Raw genomic sequence first — 18,358 nt, forward strand, 5'->3', positions numbered from 1 at the left:
TCACTGTCCGCCTCTCGGTTGTTTTGGCGGCGACGCGCTGAGCGCTTTCGTATCACTCGCCGCTTTGTTGTAGGAGTTTAGCGACCAGCGCGGTCCAGCCGGTTTGATGGCTGGCGCCGATGCCCGCGCCGTTGTCACCATGGAAGTATTCGTAGAACAGAATCAGGTCGCGCCAATGCGGATCGTGTTGAAATTTCTCTGTGCCGCCATAGACCGGTCGTCGCCCGTCGGCGCCTCGCAAAAAAATGTGTGTCACTCGGCGCGACAGCTCAGCCGCAATCTCCCACAGGTTCAACATCCGGCCAGAACCAGTAGGGAATTCAACCGTGTAGTCGTCGCCGAGGAAGTAGTGGAATTTTTGCAGCGATTCGATGATCAAGTAATTGACCGGCATCCACACCGGGCCGCGCCAGTTGGAGTTGCCGCCAAACAAGCCTGTGCTCGATTCAGCCGGCTCGTAATCAACACGGTATTCCGCGCCGTTCACGTTGAGCACGTACGGGTGGTCTTTGTGAAAGCGGGAGAGCGCGCGAATGCCGTAAGGCGATAGGAATTCGTTTTCATCCAGCATATAGCGCAAGACACTGCGCAATCGCTGACGGTTGACCAATGAAAGAAACCGACGGGTGCATCGCCCGTCCCGCATCTCTGATTCGACATACTCGCCGAACTCTGGGCGGTTGTTAATGAACCACTCCATGCGACGAAGAAAGCCGGGCAGCCGCTCCAATTGATCGGCATCCAGCGTCTCAACGGCAAACAGCGGAATCAAGCCAACCATCGAACGCACTTTGAGCGGGAAGTTGGCGCCATCCTTCAAGTGCAACACGTCATAGAAGAATCCGTCCTGTTCGTCCCACAGCCGGATGCCTTCACCAGCAATGTTGTTCATTGCTCGGCAAATATAGACGAAATGCTCGAAAAATTTGCTGGCCACGTCTTCATAGGCTGGGTCTTCTTTGGCCAGTTCCATAGCAATGGCCAGCATATTGAGGCAATACATGCCCATCCAGCTTGTGGCGTCCGACTGCTCCAGGTGCCCGCCCGTCGGCAACGGCTTACTCCGGTCGAAGACGCCGATGTTATCCAGGCCAAGGAAGCCGCCCTGAAAGACGTTTTTGCCTTCCGCATCTTTTCGGTTAACCCACCACGTGAAGTTGAGCAGCAGCTTATGAAAGACGCGCTCAAGGAATCGGCGATCGGCATGGCCGCTGCGCTTCTTTTCGATTTTGTAGACGCGCCACGCCGCCCACGCGTGCACCGGTGGATTGACGTCGCCCAGCGCCCACTCGTAGGCGGGAATCTGACCGTTCGGGTGCATGTACCACTCACGCAGCATCAAGATGAGTTGTTCTTTGGCAAGATCGGGATCAACGAGCGCCAACGCTACGCAATGAAACGCCAGGTCCCAGACGGCATACCAGGGATATTCCCATTTGTCGGGCATGGAGATCACGTCGTCGTTGTACAGGTGCGTCCACTCATGATTGCGTCCTTTTAGGCGTTGCGGCGGCGGCAGCGGTTGGCCGGGATCGCCGTTGAGCCAGCGATGGATGTCGTAATAATAAAATTGCTTGCTCCAGAGCAATCCACCAAATGCCTGACGCATGACGTTCTTGGCATCATCAGAAAGCTGCTCTGGAATGATGCCTCGGTAAAACTCATCCGCTTCGCGCCGGCGCTCGGCCAGCGTCTGCTCAAAATCGGCGAACGCCTCGTTATCCAGCGCCACGTTGGTGAATCGGAGTCGTCTGCTTACACGCTGGCCGGGGCCGATCAGCAGAGGATAATGCGCTGCGGCTTTCGTGCCGACCCGGTCAGGATTCACAGCCTCTTGCGCGCCGTGCACGATGTAATCATTGATGCTGTCTTTGACATACGGCGTTTCATTCTGGCCCCACCCGAATCGTTGCTTGTTCGTTTCATTTTCCGTGAACAGCAACGCGGGCAGCCCATCGCAGTATAACCAGCGGCGACCATACACATGATGGTCGAGTTCAATCACGTTGGCAGTATTGGTGGCAGCGCCTTGACGCAACTGTGGCCGTTGTGCTTCCAGCCCAAATGACCATGTATTGCGGAACCAGATCGTCGGCAGCAGGTCCAGGTGCGCCGCTTCTGGCCCGCGATTGATGACCTCAATCTGCACGAGAATGTCTTCAACATCAGCTTTAGCGTATTCCACAAAGATGTCGAAATAGCGGTCCTCATTAAAAACACCTGTGTCGAGCAATTCAAATTCAAGCTCATGCTTGCTGCGCCGTTGATTCTCCTCGATCAACCGCTGATATGGGAATGCCGCTTGTGGATACTTGTAGAGAAATTTCATGTATGAATGCGTCGGCGTGGAATCCAGATAGAAGTAATACTCTTTGACATCCTCGCCGTGGTTGCCCTGCGGGCCGGTCAGTCCGAACAGGCGCTCTTTCAGGAATGGGTCGTTACCATTCCAAAGAGCCAGCGCGAAACAGATACGCTGGTGACGATCTGAGATGCCGCCGATACCATCTTCGCCCCAGCGATACGTTCGCGAGCGCGCATGCTCATGAGGGAAGAAGTCCCACGCTGAGCCATCCGGGCTATAGTCTTCACGGACTGTGCCCCACTGCCGCTCGCTTAAATAAGGTCCCCATCGTTTCCAGTGTTTGACGCGCTGACGTGACTCGGCTAATCGGCGCTGTTCATGATTCATGGCGGCACCTCGTGTCCGGCTTTGTGGCAACGACCCATAGTTTTATGCTACTGAGCAACATAATTCAACTTGAATCGTCGGTCGTTGGCATGAGGCGGATCATGACACGACGGTTGTTCGGCTCGTTGTTTTGGATTCGATTTCGTGTTGTTTTCACGTCGTTGGATGGAGGCGGATCATGACGCGGATGGCGAACGAGCAGTCAGTGATCAACTCGTCTCGGTCGAGTTCGGGATGAGATTAAGCGTCTCTAAGTAGGTGGACAAACGTTCTGGGAGATTTTGGGGGACGGGCAGTTTTGGCGTGCGGTGACGGGTGACCGCTTTCCGGCCAAAGCTGCGACACGTCGCGGCACTCCAACGTCACGAACTTTTGTCACGTTACTTAGCTTCTGGCTGCTGACCCCTGGCTCGTGACTGCTAACTCCTAACTCCTGACTGCTAACTCCTGACTCCTAACTCCTAACTCCTGACTCACACATGGCCTTTGCTTCGGACGATTGGTATTAGCTCGGTTCTCTGAGCCGCAGCACACTTTTCTTAGGATCAACCTGCTCAATGCACAGCGCGAGGTAATCGCCCGGCTCATGCTGCGCTTTGGTGGTCAGAAAGCCGTGAATGAACAGGCCGTCGAGTTCGACCACGTATCCGCCCTTCGTCTCTTCGAGAATCCAACCGTGATGTCGGCTGTCGGCAGGTTGTCGCGCCAGATATTCCAGCGCCCAATAATTGACGGCCTGTCGTTCGATGGCACGCATGTCGCGTTCGGCTGATTCGGCGGCTCCCAACACATACAGCAATTCTTCTTTTTCATAAGGCAGCGGCTCACCGGCCAGGGCAGCGGCTATTTGTCGTTGAATGACCACGTCGGAGAAGCGACGAATCGGCGAGGTCAATTGAGTGTAAGCGTCCAGGCCCAACCCGGCGTGCGGCTGAGGCGACAGCGACAGTCGCGAGCGTCGCATGCCCCGGAGCGCCTTCATGACGCTGACCGGATCATAGCCGGATTCAGCGCCGTAAAAGCCCGGCTCCCCGTCAGGCGCATCCTGCGTGCGGTAGATCAGCGGGACGCCTTCCCGCGCGGCATATTGCGCCGCGAGCCTGTTGGCCAGAATCATCATTTCACTGATTAACTGACGGCTGGGCGAGTTGGGATCGAGCACTTTCACGGTGATCTGGTCATCTTTGACGTAGATTTTCAATTGTGGCCGACGAATGATGATGGCGCCGGCGGCCAAGCGTTGACTGATCAGGTTTGGCGTCAACGCAGCCAGATGATGAAGCTGCTCAGTCAACAGTCCGTCGGGCTGCGCCTGCAGCATTTGATCAACTTGCGCGTAGCTGAGCCGATGCGTGACGCGAATTTGACCGCGTGACACTTGCCAATCCAGCACGCGCGCGTTGGCGTCGAAGTCAACTTCGAAACTCATCGTTGGTCGCCACTGGTCTTGATTGAGGCTGGCCAGATCATAGCTGAGCCGTTCGGGAAACATGGTCACCGTGCGCGTGGGCAAGTAAATCGAGGCGCTGCGGCGGTAGGCTTCCTGGTCGAGCGGATCATCTTTGCTGACAAAGTGAGCCACATCGGCGATGTGAATCCCTACGCGCCATCGGTCACTGAGACGTTCAATTGTCAAGGCATCATCCACTTCGCGGGTTTCTTCATCATCAATGCTGACGGTGATCAACGCGGTGAAATCGCGTCGGGCATCATTTGGTTGGAATGGGACGAGTCGCTCAGCCTGCTCCAGCACGCGCCGTGGAAAGCGTTCCTCGATGCCAGCGATGACCAGCAGCGGGTCTGCTTGCGCATCCAGGCGACCGGTCTTGACGAGTAATTCAAACGCCGCTTCCTTCGCTGTGAGGTCCTCGTGCGCCTCCCTCAGGAGCGCCGTTGCGTCATTGGTTTTCTGGCGCAGCAGGAAGTCTTCGGTTTGTTGAAGCAGTCCGGCCATCGCCGGCGGCACGTCACACGTGCCATCTGTCGTTAACACGGCTCGAATCCATTCCAAGGCTTGTTGGCGGAACGCTTCCTTCTCCTGGCGTCGGCGCGTCGCAGTGATCTGGTCAGCAACGTGCTGTCGCGTGCGCGGCGTGAAGCGAATTCCGTGACGCTTAAAGCGCAGCGAGTCGTCCATCAAGGCGCGGAACAATGCCGATTGACGTATGGCATCCGCCTGGCCAAAGTAACTGCGGGTCAGTTCCGCCAGCTCATATTCTCGCGCTTCATCCACTGTGCTTTCCCAAAGAAATTCGGTGTCAATCTCCGCCTTGATCGCTTCAATGTGCGACTTGAGCTGAGAAATCACCGCATCCGGCTCGCTGGTCAGTCGGTCAGAGCTGTGAACAGCGATCACGTGATTGAGCGAGATGCGTTCATGCTTGCCCCGTTCGTCGGTCACGTGAAGTTTGTCGCCGGCCTGACGCGTGACCACGCCGAATCGAACGCCGACTCCGTCCAGATATTCGATGAGTTTTCCTTGGTAGTCAGTCATGTTCAATCACTCATCCTCATGCTCACGCGACCGGCCAGCGCCGTGTGGCTCATTGATACGCTTGTGATGACTCAGTAGCTTTCCGCCCTTCAGGCTTGCCGAGAAAGCAGCGCCAGGCGATTCATGTATATGCTTGTGATGATGAGCTGCTAACTGCTTCTCCCGTCGGTTTGATTCAATACGGCCGTTCAGTCGCCGTGATCTCTCATGGCTCAGTGCTATCATGAAGCGCCATTTTATCCCACCAGCAGGCTTTTGCCAAAGAGTCGTGATCCCTCCCCAATCGCCGAGTAGGTGGACAAGAGTTCCGGGACATTTTGGGGGACGGATTGAAGGGACGGGACGTTTCGGCGTGTGGTGACGTGTCACCGCTGTCCGGCCAAAGCTGCGACACGTCGCAGCACTCCAAAAACGTCACGAACTTTTGTCACGTTACTGAGCCGTTGAAGAAGCGCCACGGGTTCTCTGTGAATTCGTTCATCCTGTTCAACCGCTCCCCAGAAACGGTCTTCGTCTGGCGCGTCTGCAACGCGCCGCCATTGGTTGCTCTGGTGGCGCAGACGTTGCGCGTCTGGCTATCGTGTGGCGGGCTGCTTGCGCGGCCAAATGCGCCGCCATGAGCTGGTGTTTCAGGCGTTGCAGGTTTGAGGTCTGAAGTTTAACGTGCTGAATCCGAGCGAGCATGAGAGCAACGGTGGTAGACAGCGAGCGAACGTAGCCAGATGTGCAGCGTCTGGAGAAGCCATAGTCCATACATCTGCGCCTTGAAGAGGCGCACCGAGCTACCTTGCGTGCCTTTGCGAAAAAGCTTCCATTCCGGTCATGCAAGGAAGATTCTTCAAAGCATTACTCCGCGATCACAAGAAACACCCCTCATTTGGCGCGGTCTGCACCACCGGCGCAGATCACACGCTTCTATGGTGGCAAACGCTCCTCTTTAGAACCCGGAGAGAACCTCGCCGCATTGGCCGTGCTAATGCGCTTGCTCAACCGAAAGCGATGCGCTTGAGCCTATTCAGATTTGGCTCGGTCAGAAGCCGGTCGCGGTTCATGCCAGGCTCTGCTGGGTGATCATTCAATCAAAGCATCACCGAGTGACAAGCCGGTTACCATTCAAACCGAGCCCCGGCCCCGGCAAACATGAACCGGTACCTTTCCTGCATCGCTTCAGCTTGGTCCTCGGCTTCGTCTTTGCCGATGATGTACTCCGCTCTAACCCTGACTGAGATACCGAGGCCGCGGTCGAACGACATCAGGCTGCCCAGATCAAGTTCTTTGGTTTGCCAGCTTCCGGTGCCCCTCCAGTTCAGGTTAGAAAACTGGTGGACACGGGTCTCACCGTTGTAGACGTGAACATCGGTGATAACCGGCCACTGATATGTGCTCTCGGCTGTGGCCCAGAACCGGATTCTCAGATACCGCGCCCTGACCGTCAGAGCATCGAGTCGAGCTGATGTCGGGACAGCAAAATGGACCCAGTTGTCGAATCCCTGTTTCTGATGGAAATCTAATCCCCAACCACGATAGAGCATCCAGTCGGTTCTCTCAGGAAATTCAAGCTTGGCGCTATGACCATGACACCACATCCACTCAGTGGTGGCCAAAGAAGCCTCCGGCAGAGAAAGTGTCAGGCCAAGTATCAAGCATATAATCGTTATAAGTGCTTTGTGTCTCATCGTCGTTACTCCTTATGAAGATGGCCACAGATTGCGCGGGATTCACACTGATTTTCTTTGGTAAAATCGGCGCATTCTGTGATCGCCCGGAAAATCCATGGGAGCGCACACTCCTGACGTGCCCATTGAGCTTGCTGGACCTGGGCGTTCCCAGGTATTCATGCTTCGTGGTGCGCCCGGAACTCATGGGCGACTCCCCAATAAATGATTTCCTGGAAGGGTGTACCAAAAGATGCTCAATATGTCAACCGCGCCGAAGCCCTTTGACCCAAGCGGGGGTAGGCAACGAACCAACTCGCTTGCTCGCCGGTTCGCTTATGGGCGCGTCTGAACAGAGGCCACGACATGGCCCGTTTGCTCAAGGCCTATGTGACATTTGTGATCCTGCCTTCCTACAGGCGATGTCGCATGGTCGTCATAAGCGTTCGTGCATGGGCCTCTCTTGCTCCATGCTGGGAAAAATGCCCCGCTTGCCCTTGGCAATAAACAGCCGATTTGTCAAGCATTCTCTCGTCGCTGAAAATGACTCGTGCTCTCCAAGTGGTAGGCATTCCATCTTGACTTAACCAACGTGCTCGGTATAACCTTAAAGCCGCTAAAATTATAACTTTTTACGGAGGTAGGGGACGAGCTTGAGTAATTTTATTCCTAAACATAGGGTAGGCGGTTCTTCATCTCCTAGTCAGTCGTAGTGGATGATGAGGCACGTTCTAGTCGGGTGACACGTGAAAGAGAGGGCGCAAAACTGCACCGATGAAGGGTTGCGCCATAAGCGTGTGTCGCTACCTTCTTTTGAAGCAAGCCAGGGGGGTCCTACGAGTTGTGTAACGCGCGATTACACCAATGGCGGCAGCCTGCCTCAATGCCCCTCTCACGCCGTGAAGTAGGCGAATAGAAATTAACACCAGAGCGAGGATTCTTCATGAAGCAGCATGTGCTGGTCACCGGCGGCGCTGGATATTTAGGGTCTGTCTTGACCGAACATTTACTGAAGGCCGGCTATCGGGTGACAGTTGTTGATAACCTGATGTATGGGCAGCATTCGTTGTTTCATCTCTGTGCGCATCCGGCCTTTGATTTCGTATTCGGCGATGCGCGGGATGAACAGGTGATGCGCCCGTTGATTAACAGGGCGGATGCGTTGATTCCGCTGGCCGCTATTGTAGGAGCGCCCGCGTGTGATCGCGATCCGTGGTTGGCTCAATCAGTCAACGTTGACGCGATTCGATTGCTCAATCGGCTACGCAGTCCACAGCAGTTAGTTGTATTCCCGACGACCAACAGCGGCTACGGGACTCGTTCGGGCGATGTCTACTGCTCGGAAGAGACGCCGCTGGAGCCGATCACCCTCTACGGTCGGACGAAGGTCGAAGCAGAGGCTCACTTGCTGGACAGCCCCAATACGATCACGCTGCGTCTGGCAACCGTCTTTGGGATGTCGCCACGAATGCGGCTCGACTTGCTGGTCAATCACTTCGTCTATGCTGCCGTGACGGACGGCTATATTGTGATCTTCGAAAAGGATTTCAAGCGCAACTATATCCACATTCGTGACGTGGCCGATTGCTTCCTTCACTGCTTGGAGCATGCCGAGCGGATGGTCGGGCGGACGTACAATGTTGGGTTGGATGACGCGAATTTATCCAAAGAAGAGCTGGCGCTGAAGATCAAAGAGCATGTACCAAATTTCTATATTCACTTTGCCTCGGTGGGCAGCGATCCCGACAAGCGGAATTACATTGTCTCGAATCAGCGGCTGCGTGAAGCGGGCTTTGAAGCGCGACGTTCACTGGACCAAGGGATTGAAGAGCTGTTGAAAGGGTATCGCATGCTGGGGCGCAAGCACTTGACCAACGTCTGATGCGGCGCATGACAGATGCAAGCGGCTCTCGATCTCAGTAGTATGACCACGTTGGTGCTGTGCGGCGGGTTGGGAACGCGGCTGCGTGCGGTTATTGGTGAGAGACCCAAGGCATTAGCCCCGATTGCCGGTCATCCATTCTTGCATTACCTGTTGCGATACCTTCAGCGACAACATGTCCGTGACGTGGTCTTGTGCACCGGCTTTGGCGCAGCCGAGATCGAAGCCTACTGTCAAGACGGCAGAGCATGGCAGCTCGAGATTCGCTATTCGTGTGAAGACCGGCCATTGGGCACAGCCGGAGCCATCAAGCAAGCAGAATCCTATGTCAGGTCTAATCCGCTCTGCGTCTTGAACGGCGACTCACTCGTGCAAGCAGACCTATCTACCTTGGTTCAATTTCATCGGGCGAAACAGGCGCGTATGACCCTGTGTCTGGTTGAGGTTCCGTCCCGCGCGCGATTCGGCTCGGTGACGCTTGCTGCTGATGGAACGATCATCAGTTTCGGTGAAAAGCGCCATCAGCAGGCCGGTTTGATCAATGCAGGCCTCTACGTCATGGATCAAGCCGTGCTGCAAATGATTCCGCCTGGCTCGCCGCTCTCGCTCGAGCGCGATGTCTTGCCACGCATGATTGGCCAACGATTGTACGGTCTGGTCGCCGCAGACCCGTTCATTGACATCGGGACGCCGGAGACGTACACGCTGGCTCAATCGCTCTTGCCTGATTGGATGAACGAGGCCGAAGCATGAGGTCGTTGGTGTTACTTGATCGAGACGGGACGATCAATGTGGAGAAGCACTACCTGTCATCTCCCGATCAAGTCGAACTGTTGCCGGCGGCGGCTGAAGGGATTCTCCAGATGCGGCAGCTCGGTCTCACGGTCGTTGTCGTAACGAATCAATCGGCGATTGCGCGTGGCTACATGGACCGGCGCACGCTCGAGCAGATTCACCGGCGCTTATGCGCCTTGCTTGAGGAACAGGGGGCGTCCTTGGATGCCATTTATGTGTGTCCACATCATCCTGATGATGGCTGTGTGTGCCGCAAGCCGGCGCCGGGCCTGGCTCAGCAGGCAGCCGCCGAGTGGCAAGCTGAGCTGTCTGGCTCGTTTGTGATTGGAGATAATGTCTGTGATATTGAACTGGGACGGCGCATCGGGGCAACCACGCTGTTGGTTCGGACAGGGTACGGCGCTCGTGTCGCTGCCGATGGAACGGCGCAGCCGGACTATGTCGTTGACGATTTGCAACACGCGGCGCGTGTGATTGCCGAGCTGATAGCCAATCAGCAGAAGAGAGTGGAATGATCATCACGAAAACGCCATTACGGGTCAGCTTCCTGGGGGGCGGGACGGATTATCCCGATTACTTCCGCCAGCACGGCGGTCAGACCTTGGGTGTGGCCATTGATAAGTATTCCTATGTGATCGTCAATCGGCTGGCCCAATTGTTTGAGCATACCATCCGTGTCAGTTACTCGCGCACCGAATTGGTCAGCGGTGTGGATCAGATCGAGCATCCGGCGGTGCGCGGCTGCCTCCAATTTCTCGGCCTCGACGGGCATCTTGAGGTGCACTACGTCGGCGATCTGCCTGCTCGGACCGGACTCGGCTCGTCATCTTCATTCACCGTGGGACTCTTGCATGCGCTTCACGCGCTCAAAGGCGAGTTGGTCAGCGCAGAGCAGTTGGCCGCCGAAGCTGTCTATGTTGAGCAGCAGGTGATCGGCGAACGGGTCGGCGTGCAGGATCAGTATACCTGCGCTTATGGCGGATTGGTCCACTTGCAATTCGAGCGCGACGGCCATGTGCGCGTCTCGCCAGTGCCGCTGCCGCCGCAACGCCTGAGCGAGCTACAGTCGCACATGATGCTCTTTTACACGGGCATCAGCCGCCACGCCCACGAAGTGCTCGAGGAGCAACTGGAACGCACTAAACAAGGCATCAATGCGACCGATCTCAGCTATCTGAGCAGCCTCGTCACTCAAGGGTTGGACGTGCTGATCAACGGACATCCGATCAGTCTCTTTGGCGAGCTCTTACACTGTGCCTGGATGGCCAAGCGGCGACTCTCCAGCAAAATTTCAACGGCAGCGATAGACCAGGGTTACGATTGCGCGCGTCAGGCAGGAGCTATCGGCGGGAAATTGCTCGGCGCCGGCGGCGGCGGATTCTTGCTCCTGATCGTGGAACCGGCAAAACAACAGGCCGTCGAACAGGCGCTGCGTCCATGGCGACGCGTTGAAGTGGCGTTCGACCATACCGGCAGCACACTCCTATTTTATCAACCAACGAACGTGAGTCGTCATCGCGCTGCAAGGGAATCCTCCTGAGCTGAAGCTCGCCACGAAGGATGAACAGAGAATGCTTTCGTGAGGTTCGTGTGTTTCGTGGGCGATTTTCGGAGGAGTCGGGCGGCCACGGCGAGCCGCCCGTACAGGGTGGCTCTGGGCTCGCGTTTTTGCCCGGAAAGCGGGCAGGCCTGTATGGGGGCCTCGCTGTGGGCCCCCGCGTAGAATGCGTGTGAGCGGCTAGGACCGAATTCTTCAACCCGCAATTGGTACTGTCCATCTGTGTTCATTAGTGGTGTTTCCGAGGAATCGCTCACATGTTATTTCAGAGGAATCGCCCATGTGCAAACGCACGCCACGAACGATGAAAATAGAATTCTTTCGTGAGGTTCGTGTGTTTCGTGGGCGATTTTCGGAGGAGTTCTACATGCCGTCTGGACGACGCCCAGAAACGATGAAAACGCCACAGGCAGGAATTGCCTGTGCCATGCTCTTAAGGGCAAAAAACCAAGAAGGAGCTATACGTCATTTGACTGCCTCCTGTAGGACTCTATAAAATGCGAGCAGCCCGGTTTCCGAAATACACACTAGCCGAATCTTCACAGGGAGGAACTTAACCTATGACATCTCAAAACCTACCAATGGACATTCTCAAGGATGATCACCGTGCAAATGAGGAGCGGCCCTCACTCGCCTCCGCCGATCGCCGTGAGGTATTGAAGATTGGGGGTGGCCTGGTGCTGGGCTTGGGTGCAGGGGCGTTGATCGGTCATGAGCCCGCTGTTCACGCGCAACCAGTAACCTATGCCAGTTGGATCCATGGCCATACCGCTCATATCGAATTCCCGGATCGGGTGAGGCGAATAACCTACCTTGGCTTTCACGTGGACATCGAGCCGAGAGCTGGCTCGCTCAACTGGGTCCATTTTGGCATTCCCACTCCGGTGATCGTGAACAACCAGCGGTTGAGAATCCTGCGCGTGATTCTCAATTTCTCCACAGCGAGCGTTGATGCCTTTGTGTCCAATGTGCACGTGTGGGATGCGGCAACCCGGATCGCCATTTTCGATGGCCTTGGCCTGAGCGGTAATCGTCCTAATCAGGTCTTCGCCATCCCGGGGACGCCCTCTGTGTTTAATGGCATTGGCATCTCGATTGGCATTGCCGCTGGCGTTGAGCCGCTGGACCATCGCTTCTTCTTCCGCAGCGTAGGCGCTGAGTTTACGGTCTGAGCGACTCATTTCGTTCCAGCAAGCCCAACCCCCGCCGGAGCGGCTAGCGTGTGGACGAGGAAACGATGCACACCGAAGGGCCGGCGGGGCATCGGACCACATCACCTGGCTAACATCATGCGCTTGAGTGGCGGCAATGAGCGATACGGCTCATCCGCGTGACCGGCGGCGTTGCCCACCAGCAGACCATTCAACCACCATGAATCAGTTCATAGTTTGTCATCGAAAGGTGAAGGTTGATGCCTCGACGGTCAGACACGCTCGATAATTGTGGCGATGCCCTGCCCGCCGCCGATGCACAACGTGATCAGCGCCGTGCCAAGACCGGATCGTTCCAACTCATCGAGCGCCGTCCCCAGTAAACAAGCGCCGGTGGCTCCCAGCGGATGACCAAGCGCAATGGCGCCGCCATTGACGTTGACCTTAGCATGATCGAGGTTCAAATTGCGCATGACTTGAAGCGGCACGACGGCGAACGCTTCGTTGATCTCCCACAGATCAATATCGTTGGCGCTCATACCGGCTTTGGCCAGTGCCTTCTGTGAAGCCGGCGTTGGAGCGGTGAGCATGATGATCGGTTCGTCGCCATACGTGGCCATCGCACGAATGCGCGCTCGGGGCTTCAGGCCATGCGCCTTGACATAACGCTCCGAGGCCAGCAGCACAACAGCGGCTCCATCCACAATGCCACTGGAATTGCCTGCCGTGTGAACATGGTTGATGGATTTGACTTGCGGATACCGCTGCATGGCGATTTGATCAAGCGTCTCGCCATTTGGGCCAGCCGGCATCATGCCCAGTTCAGCAAACGATGGCGATAGCCCAGCCAAGGCTTCCAACGTCGTCTCCGGTCGGGGATGCTCATCAACAGCAAGCGCCACCTCGCCTGTTTCAGGATTCTTCACCGGGAATAGGCTTTTGCTAAACCGTCCCTCTTTCTGAGCGCGGGCCGCCCGACGTTGAGATTCCAGCGCAAACCGGTCAACGTCCTCGCGTGAAAAACCTTCGAGTGTGGCAATCAGGTCGGCGCTGATGCCTTGTGGCACCTGGAAATGCTTTTGTCGAAGCAGCGGATTGTTGCCGTCAATGCCGGCGCCATCTGCGCCCATCGGTACACGCGACATGCTTTCAACGCCGCCGCCAATGACGACATCCTGAGCGCCCGACATGACGCCCATCGCAGCAAAGTTGACAGCCTGCAAGCCGGAACCGCAAAACCGGTTCAACGTCACAGCCGTCACTTGCAGTGGCCAGCCTGCCGTCAACACCGCGTTGCGAGCAATGCCAGCGCCTTGCTCGCCCGCTTGCGTGACGCAGCCAATGACGACATCGTCAACATCGTCTTTGGGAATGCCAGCACGCTCGACAAGGTGGTTCAGTGTTTGAGCGAGCAATTCCTGTGGATGAATGCCGGAAAGCGCGCCCTTGCCGGCCTTGCCACGCCCACGTGGCGTTCGTACAGCATCAATAATGTAAGCCGTTGTCATGTTCAAATCTCCTCCGTTAGATAAAGCTGAGATTTTTGTTTCAGCACGGCGAACCTGTCACATGGTTCGCGACGCACCTGAGCAGATAGACTCCCTTGCGCGGTTGGGCTGTTGGTTGAAACATGTTCAGGGATGCACAACGTCATGCTGATTGCCTCTTTAGGAATTTGCCTGTTGATTGGGCGTGCCGCTGTCTTGACTCAGACGGAAGATCAGGCACGTTGTCGTCCCGTGGGCATAGAGCAGGCCGGATTGGTCAAACACCCGCGCCTGCGCCGTTGCAATGCGACCGCCTCGATAAATGACTTCGCCTTCACAACGAAGAGGCCCGGTCTGGATCGTCACCGCGCGGACGTAGTTCACATGAAGCTCAAGGGTCGTGCTGCCTTCGCCACGGGGCAACATCGTATGAATCGCGCAGGCCATCGCCGAATCCATCACCGTCGCCAGCAGCCCGCCATGCACGACTCCCAGTGGATTGTAATGGCATTCGTGCGGCGAAACGACAAACACAACACGTCCGGGGCTGACCTCAACCAGATCGTATCCCATCAACGAGGCAATCGGCGGAGCTGGGAGCTGTTGCCGCTGGATCGCTTGTAGGTATTCCAGGCCGCTCATCTGCCTCGCCGTGGCAGCCACCGCCTGCGGGTCTGCCCATGTAATCGTGCGCTCACGTTTCATGTCATCACCTCACATATCGTCCAGTTTTTGTCGCCAGGCTTCAATCTGCGCCGCATGGTGCGGCAAATGCTTCAACACAACAGCACGAACCAGCTTGAACGTGACCGATGACTCGACAATGTCATCGGGCGCCCTGCGTCGCCGTCCGAAATGAAGACCTCCGCCAACTCGTCCAGCGCCTCCAGCTCGTGAAAGATTACCTGATGCCTCATTGCGAGCCGGTTGTCAGCAATCATTGGTTTTCCCTTGGCGTCATCTTGCGTATTTTGCAGGTGGCCGTTTCGCCTTCGCCCGCTGAACCTCGGTATTGAGCTCGATTGCTAGTTCACACTGTGCACCGACAACCGCATTCGAACTGGATCGCCACGGGCGATACGTGGCGGGTTACTCGATCGCGCCGAACATGCAATACTAACAGCGTGTATGGATCGAACACCACCACATCCTTGACTCCTTGAGACAAGTAAAAATGAGGCCCGATTTCCAGGTCCTTGGCCTCATGCCCCTTGCTGATCACTTCAATGACCGCCTCAGGAATCAGCGTCACGGCTTCTTCTTCTTCGTCAGGCTCGCGGCAAAAGATGGCAATGTCCGGACGCTTCAGTGAACCGTCGGGAAAGCTGATGTATATATCGGCGGCGTGAATACATTCGCAGGTTGCGACTGGCTCAGATGGTTGTGAGCCTCGTTCAATCGTCGCACGGATGCGATCAACGGCCTTCTGGTGCTTCCAGACCGGATGCGGCTCCCAGATGGGCAGACCACCGACAATCTCAAGACGAATGCCCAGCTCATCTGCGCGTAAGAATTTTTTATCCATCGTCGTATTTCCCAAGGTTACCGAGTTAAGCATAAGCCGGTGAATCGAGCAAGTCTCCCGTCGAAGCCTCATGCAAGCCGGCTCCTCTGTGCGAGTCCTGCGAGCCTGTGATTACGGAGCACCATTTTTCCGCCTTCTGACTCGCGGGTAGCGCAATGGCTCAAGGTAGTGTTTTTTCATTCTGCCAGGGAGGCGGTTAGTGCCGTCAGCTCATTCATAGCCTGCCCATGATGGCGGCACATCGCGTTGGCGTCGCGCGCGGACGACATTTGAATCATTCAGGCGGTGCTTTCACTCGTCGCTACGCGACGGCTTGCTCTGACCACCCTCGTGATGCCGTCCTTAAAAGAACCGCTTCACTTCATGCTGCCCTTACGCGGCTTGGCATGAACGTGTTTGCCGACCGCGTCGCGCGTGTGGCGTCGGATTCCAAGGCTGTTAATGTTTGCTCACCGTCAATTGCATCGGGTCGGATTCCCAAGCTGTTGATGTTTGCTCACCGATCATCCATGCTCATTCGGCAGAGGTCTGCGCGCGGTGACGAGCCATCATGAGTTGGTCTATCATATTTTCTGCTATGCGCCGGGAGACGTTAGTGGACTTCTTTCAGGATATGGCCAACGCGCGCGGCGAGTTCCTCGTCTACGACGACGGCTATCGAAGCTGGTCGTACACGTATTCGGATGTCGCGCGAGCGGCCAAGGCGTTTGCCGTGCGACTGGAGGCCGCCGGCATTGGCAAAGGTGACAAAGTCATCATCTGGAGCGAGAATCGCCCGGAGTGGGTCGTGGCGTTCTGGGGTTGCCTGCTGGTCGGCGCCGTGGTAGTTCCAATTGATTATCGGGCGTCGAGCAATTTCCTACAACGCGTTCGACAGATCGTACAGCCGCGGCTCATACTGATTGGCGAGGAGGTTTCATTCAGTGACGGCGATGCTTCGCCGCCCGTCTGGCCGCTCAGTGAGATCACCGCGTCAATGGAACAATGGGCTGATCGAGCCACGATCGAGTCAATCAGCGCGTCACTTGCATTGCCCAGCCGCGATGATGTCATCCAGATCATCTTCACCTCTGGAGCGACTGCTGAACCGAAAGGCGTGCTAATTACACACCGCAATATCCTGGCCAACATTGTTCCAGTGGAAAATGAAATCCTGAAGTACCGCTGGCTTGGTCGCCCGTTCTTTCCGTTGCGGTTTCTCAATCTGTTGCCGCTCAGCCATCTGTTTGGGCAGGCGATGACAATGTTCATTCCGCCGATGCTGCCGGGCACAGTTGTGTTCATGCGCGGCTACAATCCAGAGCGCATCATCAAGCAAATTCGTATGCGGCGCATCTCGGTCTTGGTCTGTGTGCCGAAAATTCTGGAGGTGCTGCGCGAGTATATTGTTCATGTTGATCCGAAGGCAGCCCGCATGAAGCCGGTTCGGCGACACGTGCTTCGACGGTGGTGGATGTACCGAAAGGTGCATCGCCTGTTCGGGATGAAATTCTGGAGTTTTGTTGTCGGCGCAGCGCCGCTGGACCCGGCGTTGGAAGCGTTCTGGTCTGGTCTGGGGTTTCTGGTGATTCAAGGTTACGGATTGACGGAAACGGCTCCGATTGTCACGCTGAATCATCCGTTTAACGCGCAGGCCGGTTCGGTCGGCAAGGCGCTGCCGGGCGTTGAAGTGAAGATCGCGCCGGATGGCGAGATTCTGGTACGCGGCGAAAATGTCACCGTTGGTTACTACTGCGCTGATGATGAAACAGCTCAAGCGTTCGAGGATGGTTGGCTACATACGGGTGACATCGGCGCATTTGATGAAGAAGGCCGCTTGTACGTGCGCGGACGCAAAAAAGAGATGATCGTCACGCCGGAGGGCTTGAATGTGTTTCCTGAGGATGTCGAGCGGGTGTTAGAGCGGATTGCCGGCGTGCGTGAAGCAGCCGTCATCGGCGTCACGAGAGGCGGTCAGGAGCGTGTTCATGCGGTGCTCGTGCTGGAAACAGGCGGCGCCAAGAACATTCCGTTGGTTCATCCGGCTGAGGTTGTGCGGCTGGCCAACCAACAACTGGAAGAGCATCAGAAGATACGTGGCTTCAGCGTCTGGCCTGGAGATGCGCTGCCACGCACCGAGGGGACGCGCAAACTGAAGCGCCGGCAGATCAAGCAATGGGTTGAACAGGGCAGTGTCCCGCGTTCGGAGCCAGCGGCTGAGGATCGGCTGGCCGCTCTGCTGGCTAAATACGCAGGCGACCGTCCGCTCACATCGAACGTGACGCTGGAAGAACTTGGCTTAAGCTCGCTAGAGCGCATTGAATTGACGATGGAGCTGGAAGAACAATTTCAAACGAGCCTGGATGAAACAGTCCTATCACAGGCGCGCGACCTGGGGGAACTGCGCGCGTTGCTGGCGCAGGCGGCCCGCGAACCTGCCGCCAGTCCGATTCAATTTCCCGCGTGGAATCGGCGCTGGCTGGCTTGCGGCGTTCGTCGGCTCGGTTTGGCGCTGTTGATTCTGCCGCTGACGCGGCTGTTTGCTTGGATACGGGTTGAAGGCCGTGAACATTTGCAGGCACTGGACGGGCCAGCCATTTTCGCTGCAAATCACCAGAGTCATTTGGACACACCGGTCATTTTTGCAGCCTTGCCGCCACGCTGGCGTTACCGGCTGGCGCCGGCCATGTCGAAGGAATTTTTCAAAGCCCACTTCTTTCCTGCTCAACATGGGCGATGGCAGTGGTTAACCAACAGCGTGAACTATTATCTGGCGTGTTTATTCTTCAACGCCTTCCCACTGCCGCAACAAGAAGCTGGAGCCCGGCAGGCGCTTAGTTACATGGGTGAGCTGGTCAGTGAAGGTTACTGTATCCTGATTTTTCCTGAAGGCCGGCGCACAGAGCAGGGAGAAATCAGTCGGTTTCAAGGCGGTGTCGGCATGATTGCCTCGCGGCTTCATCTGCCAGTTGTGCCCGTGCGGCTGGAGGGACTGGAGCGCGTGTTACACCAGTCTTGGAAAATGGCTCGACCTGGCCCGGTCAAGGTCATTTTTGGTCGGCCACTTCAACTGCAGGGACATGATTACTCGCAACTGGCATGGCAGGTTGAGCAAGCTGTTCGGCAACTGTGAGTGCGCT

12 protein-coding genes are annotated in these 18,358 nt (G+C 56.4%); 6 read left to right on the forward strand and 6 right to left on the reverse strand.

Going from position 1 to position 18,358, the window contains the following annotated elements:
* Nucleotides 1–52 precede the first annotated feature (52 nt).
* From NZ823_11045 to NZ823_11055, 3 genes are all read right to left on the reverse strand, one after another.
* Nucleotides 53–2,692, reverse strand: coding sequence for a glucosidase (locus tag NZ823_11045; GenBank protein ID MCS6805660.1), 2,640 nt, complete (start codon nt 2,690–2,692; stop codon nt 53–55).
* Nucleotides 2,693–3,197: 505 nt separating this feature from the next.
* Entirely contained in the window at nt 3,198–5,186 is a 1,989-nt protein-coding gene (locus NZ823_11050; GenBank protein ID MCS6805661.1) for a ribonuclease R, read from the reverse strand.
* 1,106 nt (nt 5,187–6,292) lie between these two features.
* The gene (locus NZ823_11055; GenBank protein MCS6805662.1) at nt 6,293–6,862 is read right to left on the reverse strand and encodes a hypothetical protein; all 570 of its coding nucleotides are present in this window, start codon (nt 6,860–6,862) and stop codon (nt 6,293–6,295) included.
* A 922-nt stretch (nt 6,863–7,784) separates the two neighbouring features.
* On the opposite strand from NZ823_11055, the gene NZ823_11060 reads away from it, so the two are divergent.
* From NZ823_11060 to NZ823_11080, 5 genes are all read left to right on the forward strand, one after another.
* On the forward strand, nt 7,785–8,723 hold the full coding sequence (locus tag NZ823_11060; protein ID MCS6805663.1) for an NAD(P)-dependent oxidoreductase: 939 nt from the start codon (nt 7,785–7,787) through the stop codon (nt 8,721–8,723).
* A gap of 15 nt (nt 8,724–8,738) precedes the next feature.
* The gene (locus NZ823_11065) at nt 8,739–9,476 is read left to right on the forward strand and encodes a nucleotidyltransferase family protein (GenBank protein ID MCS6805664.1); all 738 of its coding nucleotides are present in this window, start codon (nt 8,739–8,741) and stop codon (nt 9,474–9,476) included.
* Nucleotides 9,473–10,033, forward strand: coding sequence for an HAD family hydrolase (locus NZ823_11070; GenBank protein MCS6805665.1), 561 nt, complete (start codon nt 9,473–9,475; stop codon nt 10,031–10,033). The genes NZ823_11065 and NZ823_11070 overlap by 4 nt, the downstream gene beginning before the upstream one ends.
* Nucleotides 10,030–11,058 (forward strand): kinase, encoded by a 1,029-nt coding sequence (locus NZ823_11075; protein MCS6805666.1) that lies wholly within the window; start codon nt 10,030–10,032, stop codon nt 11,056–11,058. Before NZ823_11070 ends, NZ823_11075 begins: the two co-directional genes overlap by 4 nt.
* Before the next feature lie 578 nt (nt 11,059–11,636).
* A complete protein-coding gene (locus NZ823_11080) occupies nt 11,637–12,248 on the forward strand; it encodes a hypothetical protein (protein ID MCS6805667.1) in 612 nt (203 codons plus the stop codon).
* A 251-nt stretch (nt 12,249–12,499) separates the two neighbouring features.
* On the opposite strand, the gene NZ823_11085 is transcribed toward NZ823_11080, so the two are convergent.
* From NZ823_11085 to NZ823_11095, 3 genes are all read right to left on the reverse strand, one after another.
* Entirely contained in the window at nt 12,500–13,735 is a 1,236-nt protein-coding gene (locus NZ823_11085; protein ID MCS6805668.1) for an acetyl-CoA C-acetyltransferase, read from the reverse strand.
* A 159-nt stretch (nt 13,736–13,894) separates the two neighbouring features.
* Complete coding sequence (locus NZ823_11090; GenBank protein MCS6805669.1) at nt 13,895–14,419, reverse strand: PaaI family thioesterase; 525 nt, start codon at nt 14,417–14,419, stop codon at nt 13,895–13,897.
* Between the two features lie 325 nt (nt 14,420–14,744).
* Complete coding sequence (locus tag NZ823_11095) at nt 14,745–15,239, reverse strand: Uma2 family endonuclease (protein ID MCS6805670.1); 495 nt, start codon at nt 15,237–15,239, stop codon at nt 14,745–14,747.
* A gap of 550 nt (nt 15,240–15,789) precedes the next feature.
* On the opposite strand from NZ823_11095, the gene NZ823_11100 reads away from it, so the two are divergent.
* A complete protein-coding gene (locus NZ823_11100) occupies nt 15,790–18,351 on the forward strand; it encodes an AMP-binding protein (GenBank protein MCS6805671.1) in 2,562 nt (853 codons plus the stop codon).
* Nucleotides 18,352–18,358 lie beyond the last annotated feature (7 nt).

Source organism: Blastocatellia bacterium, from assembly GCA_025054955.1.
GTDB lineage: Bacteria > Acidobacteriota > Blastocatellia > HR10 > J050 > JANWZE01.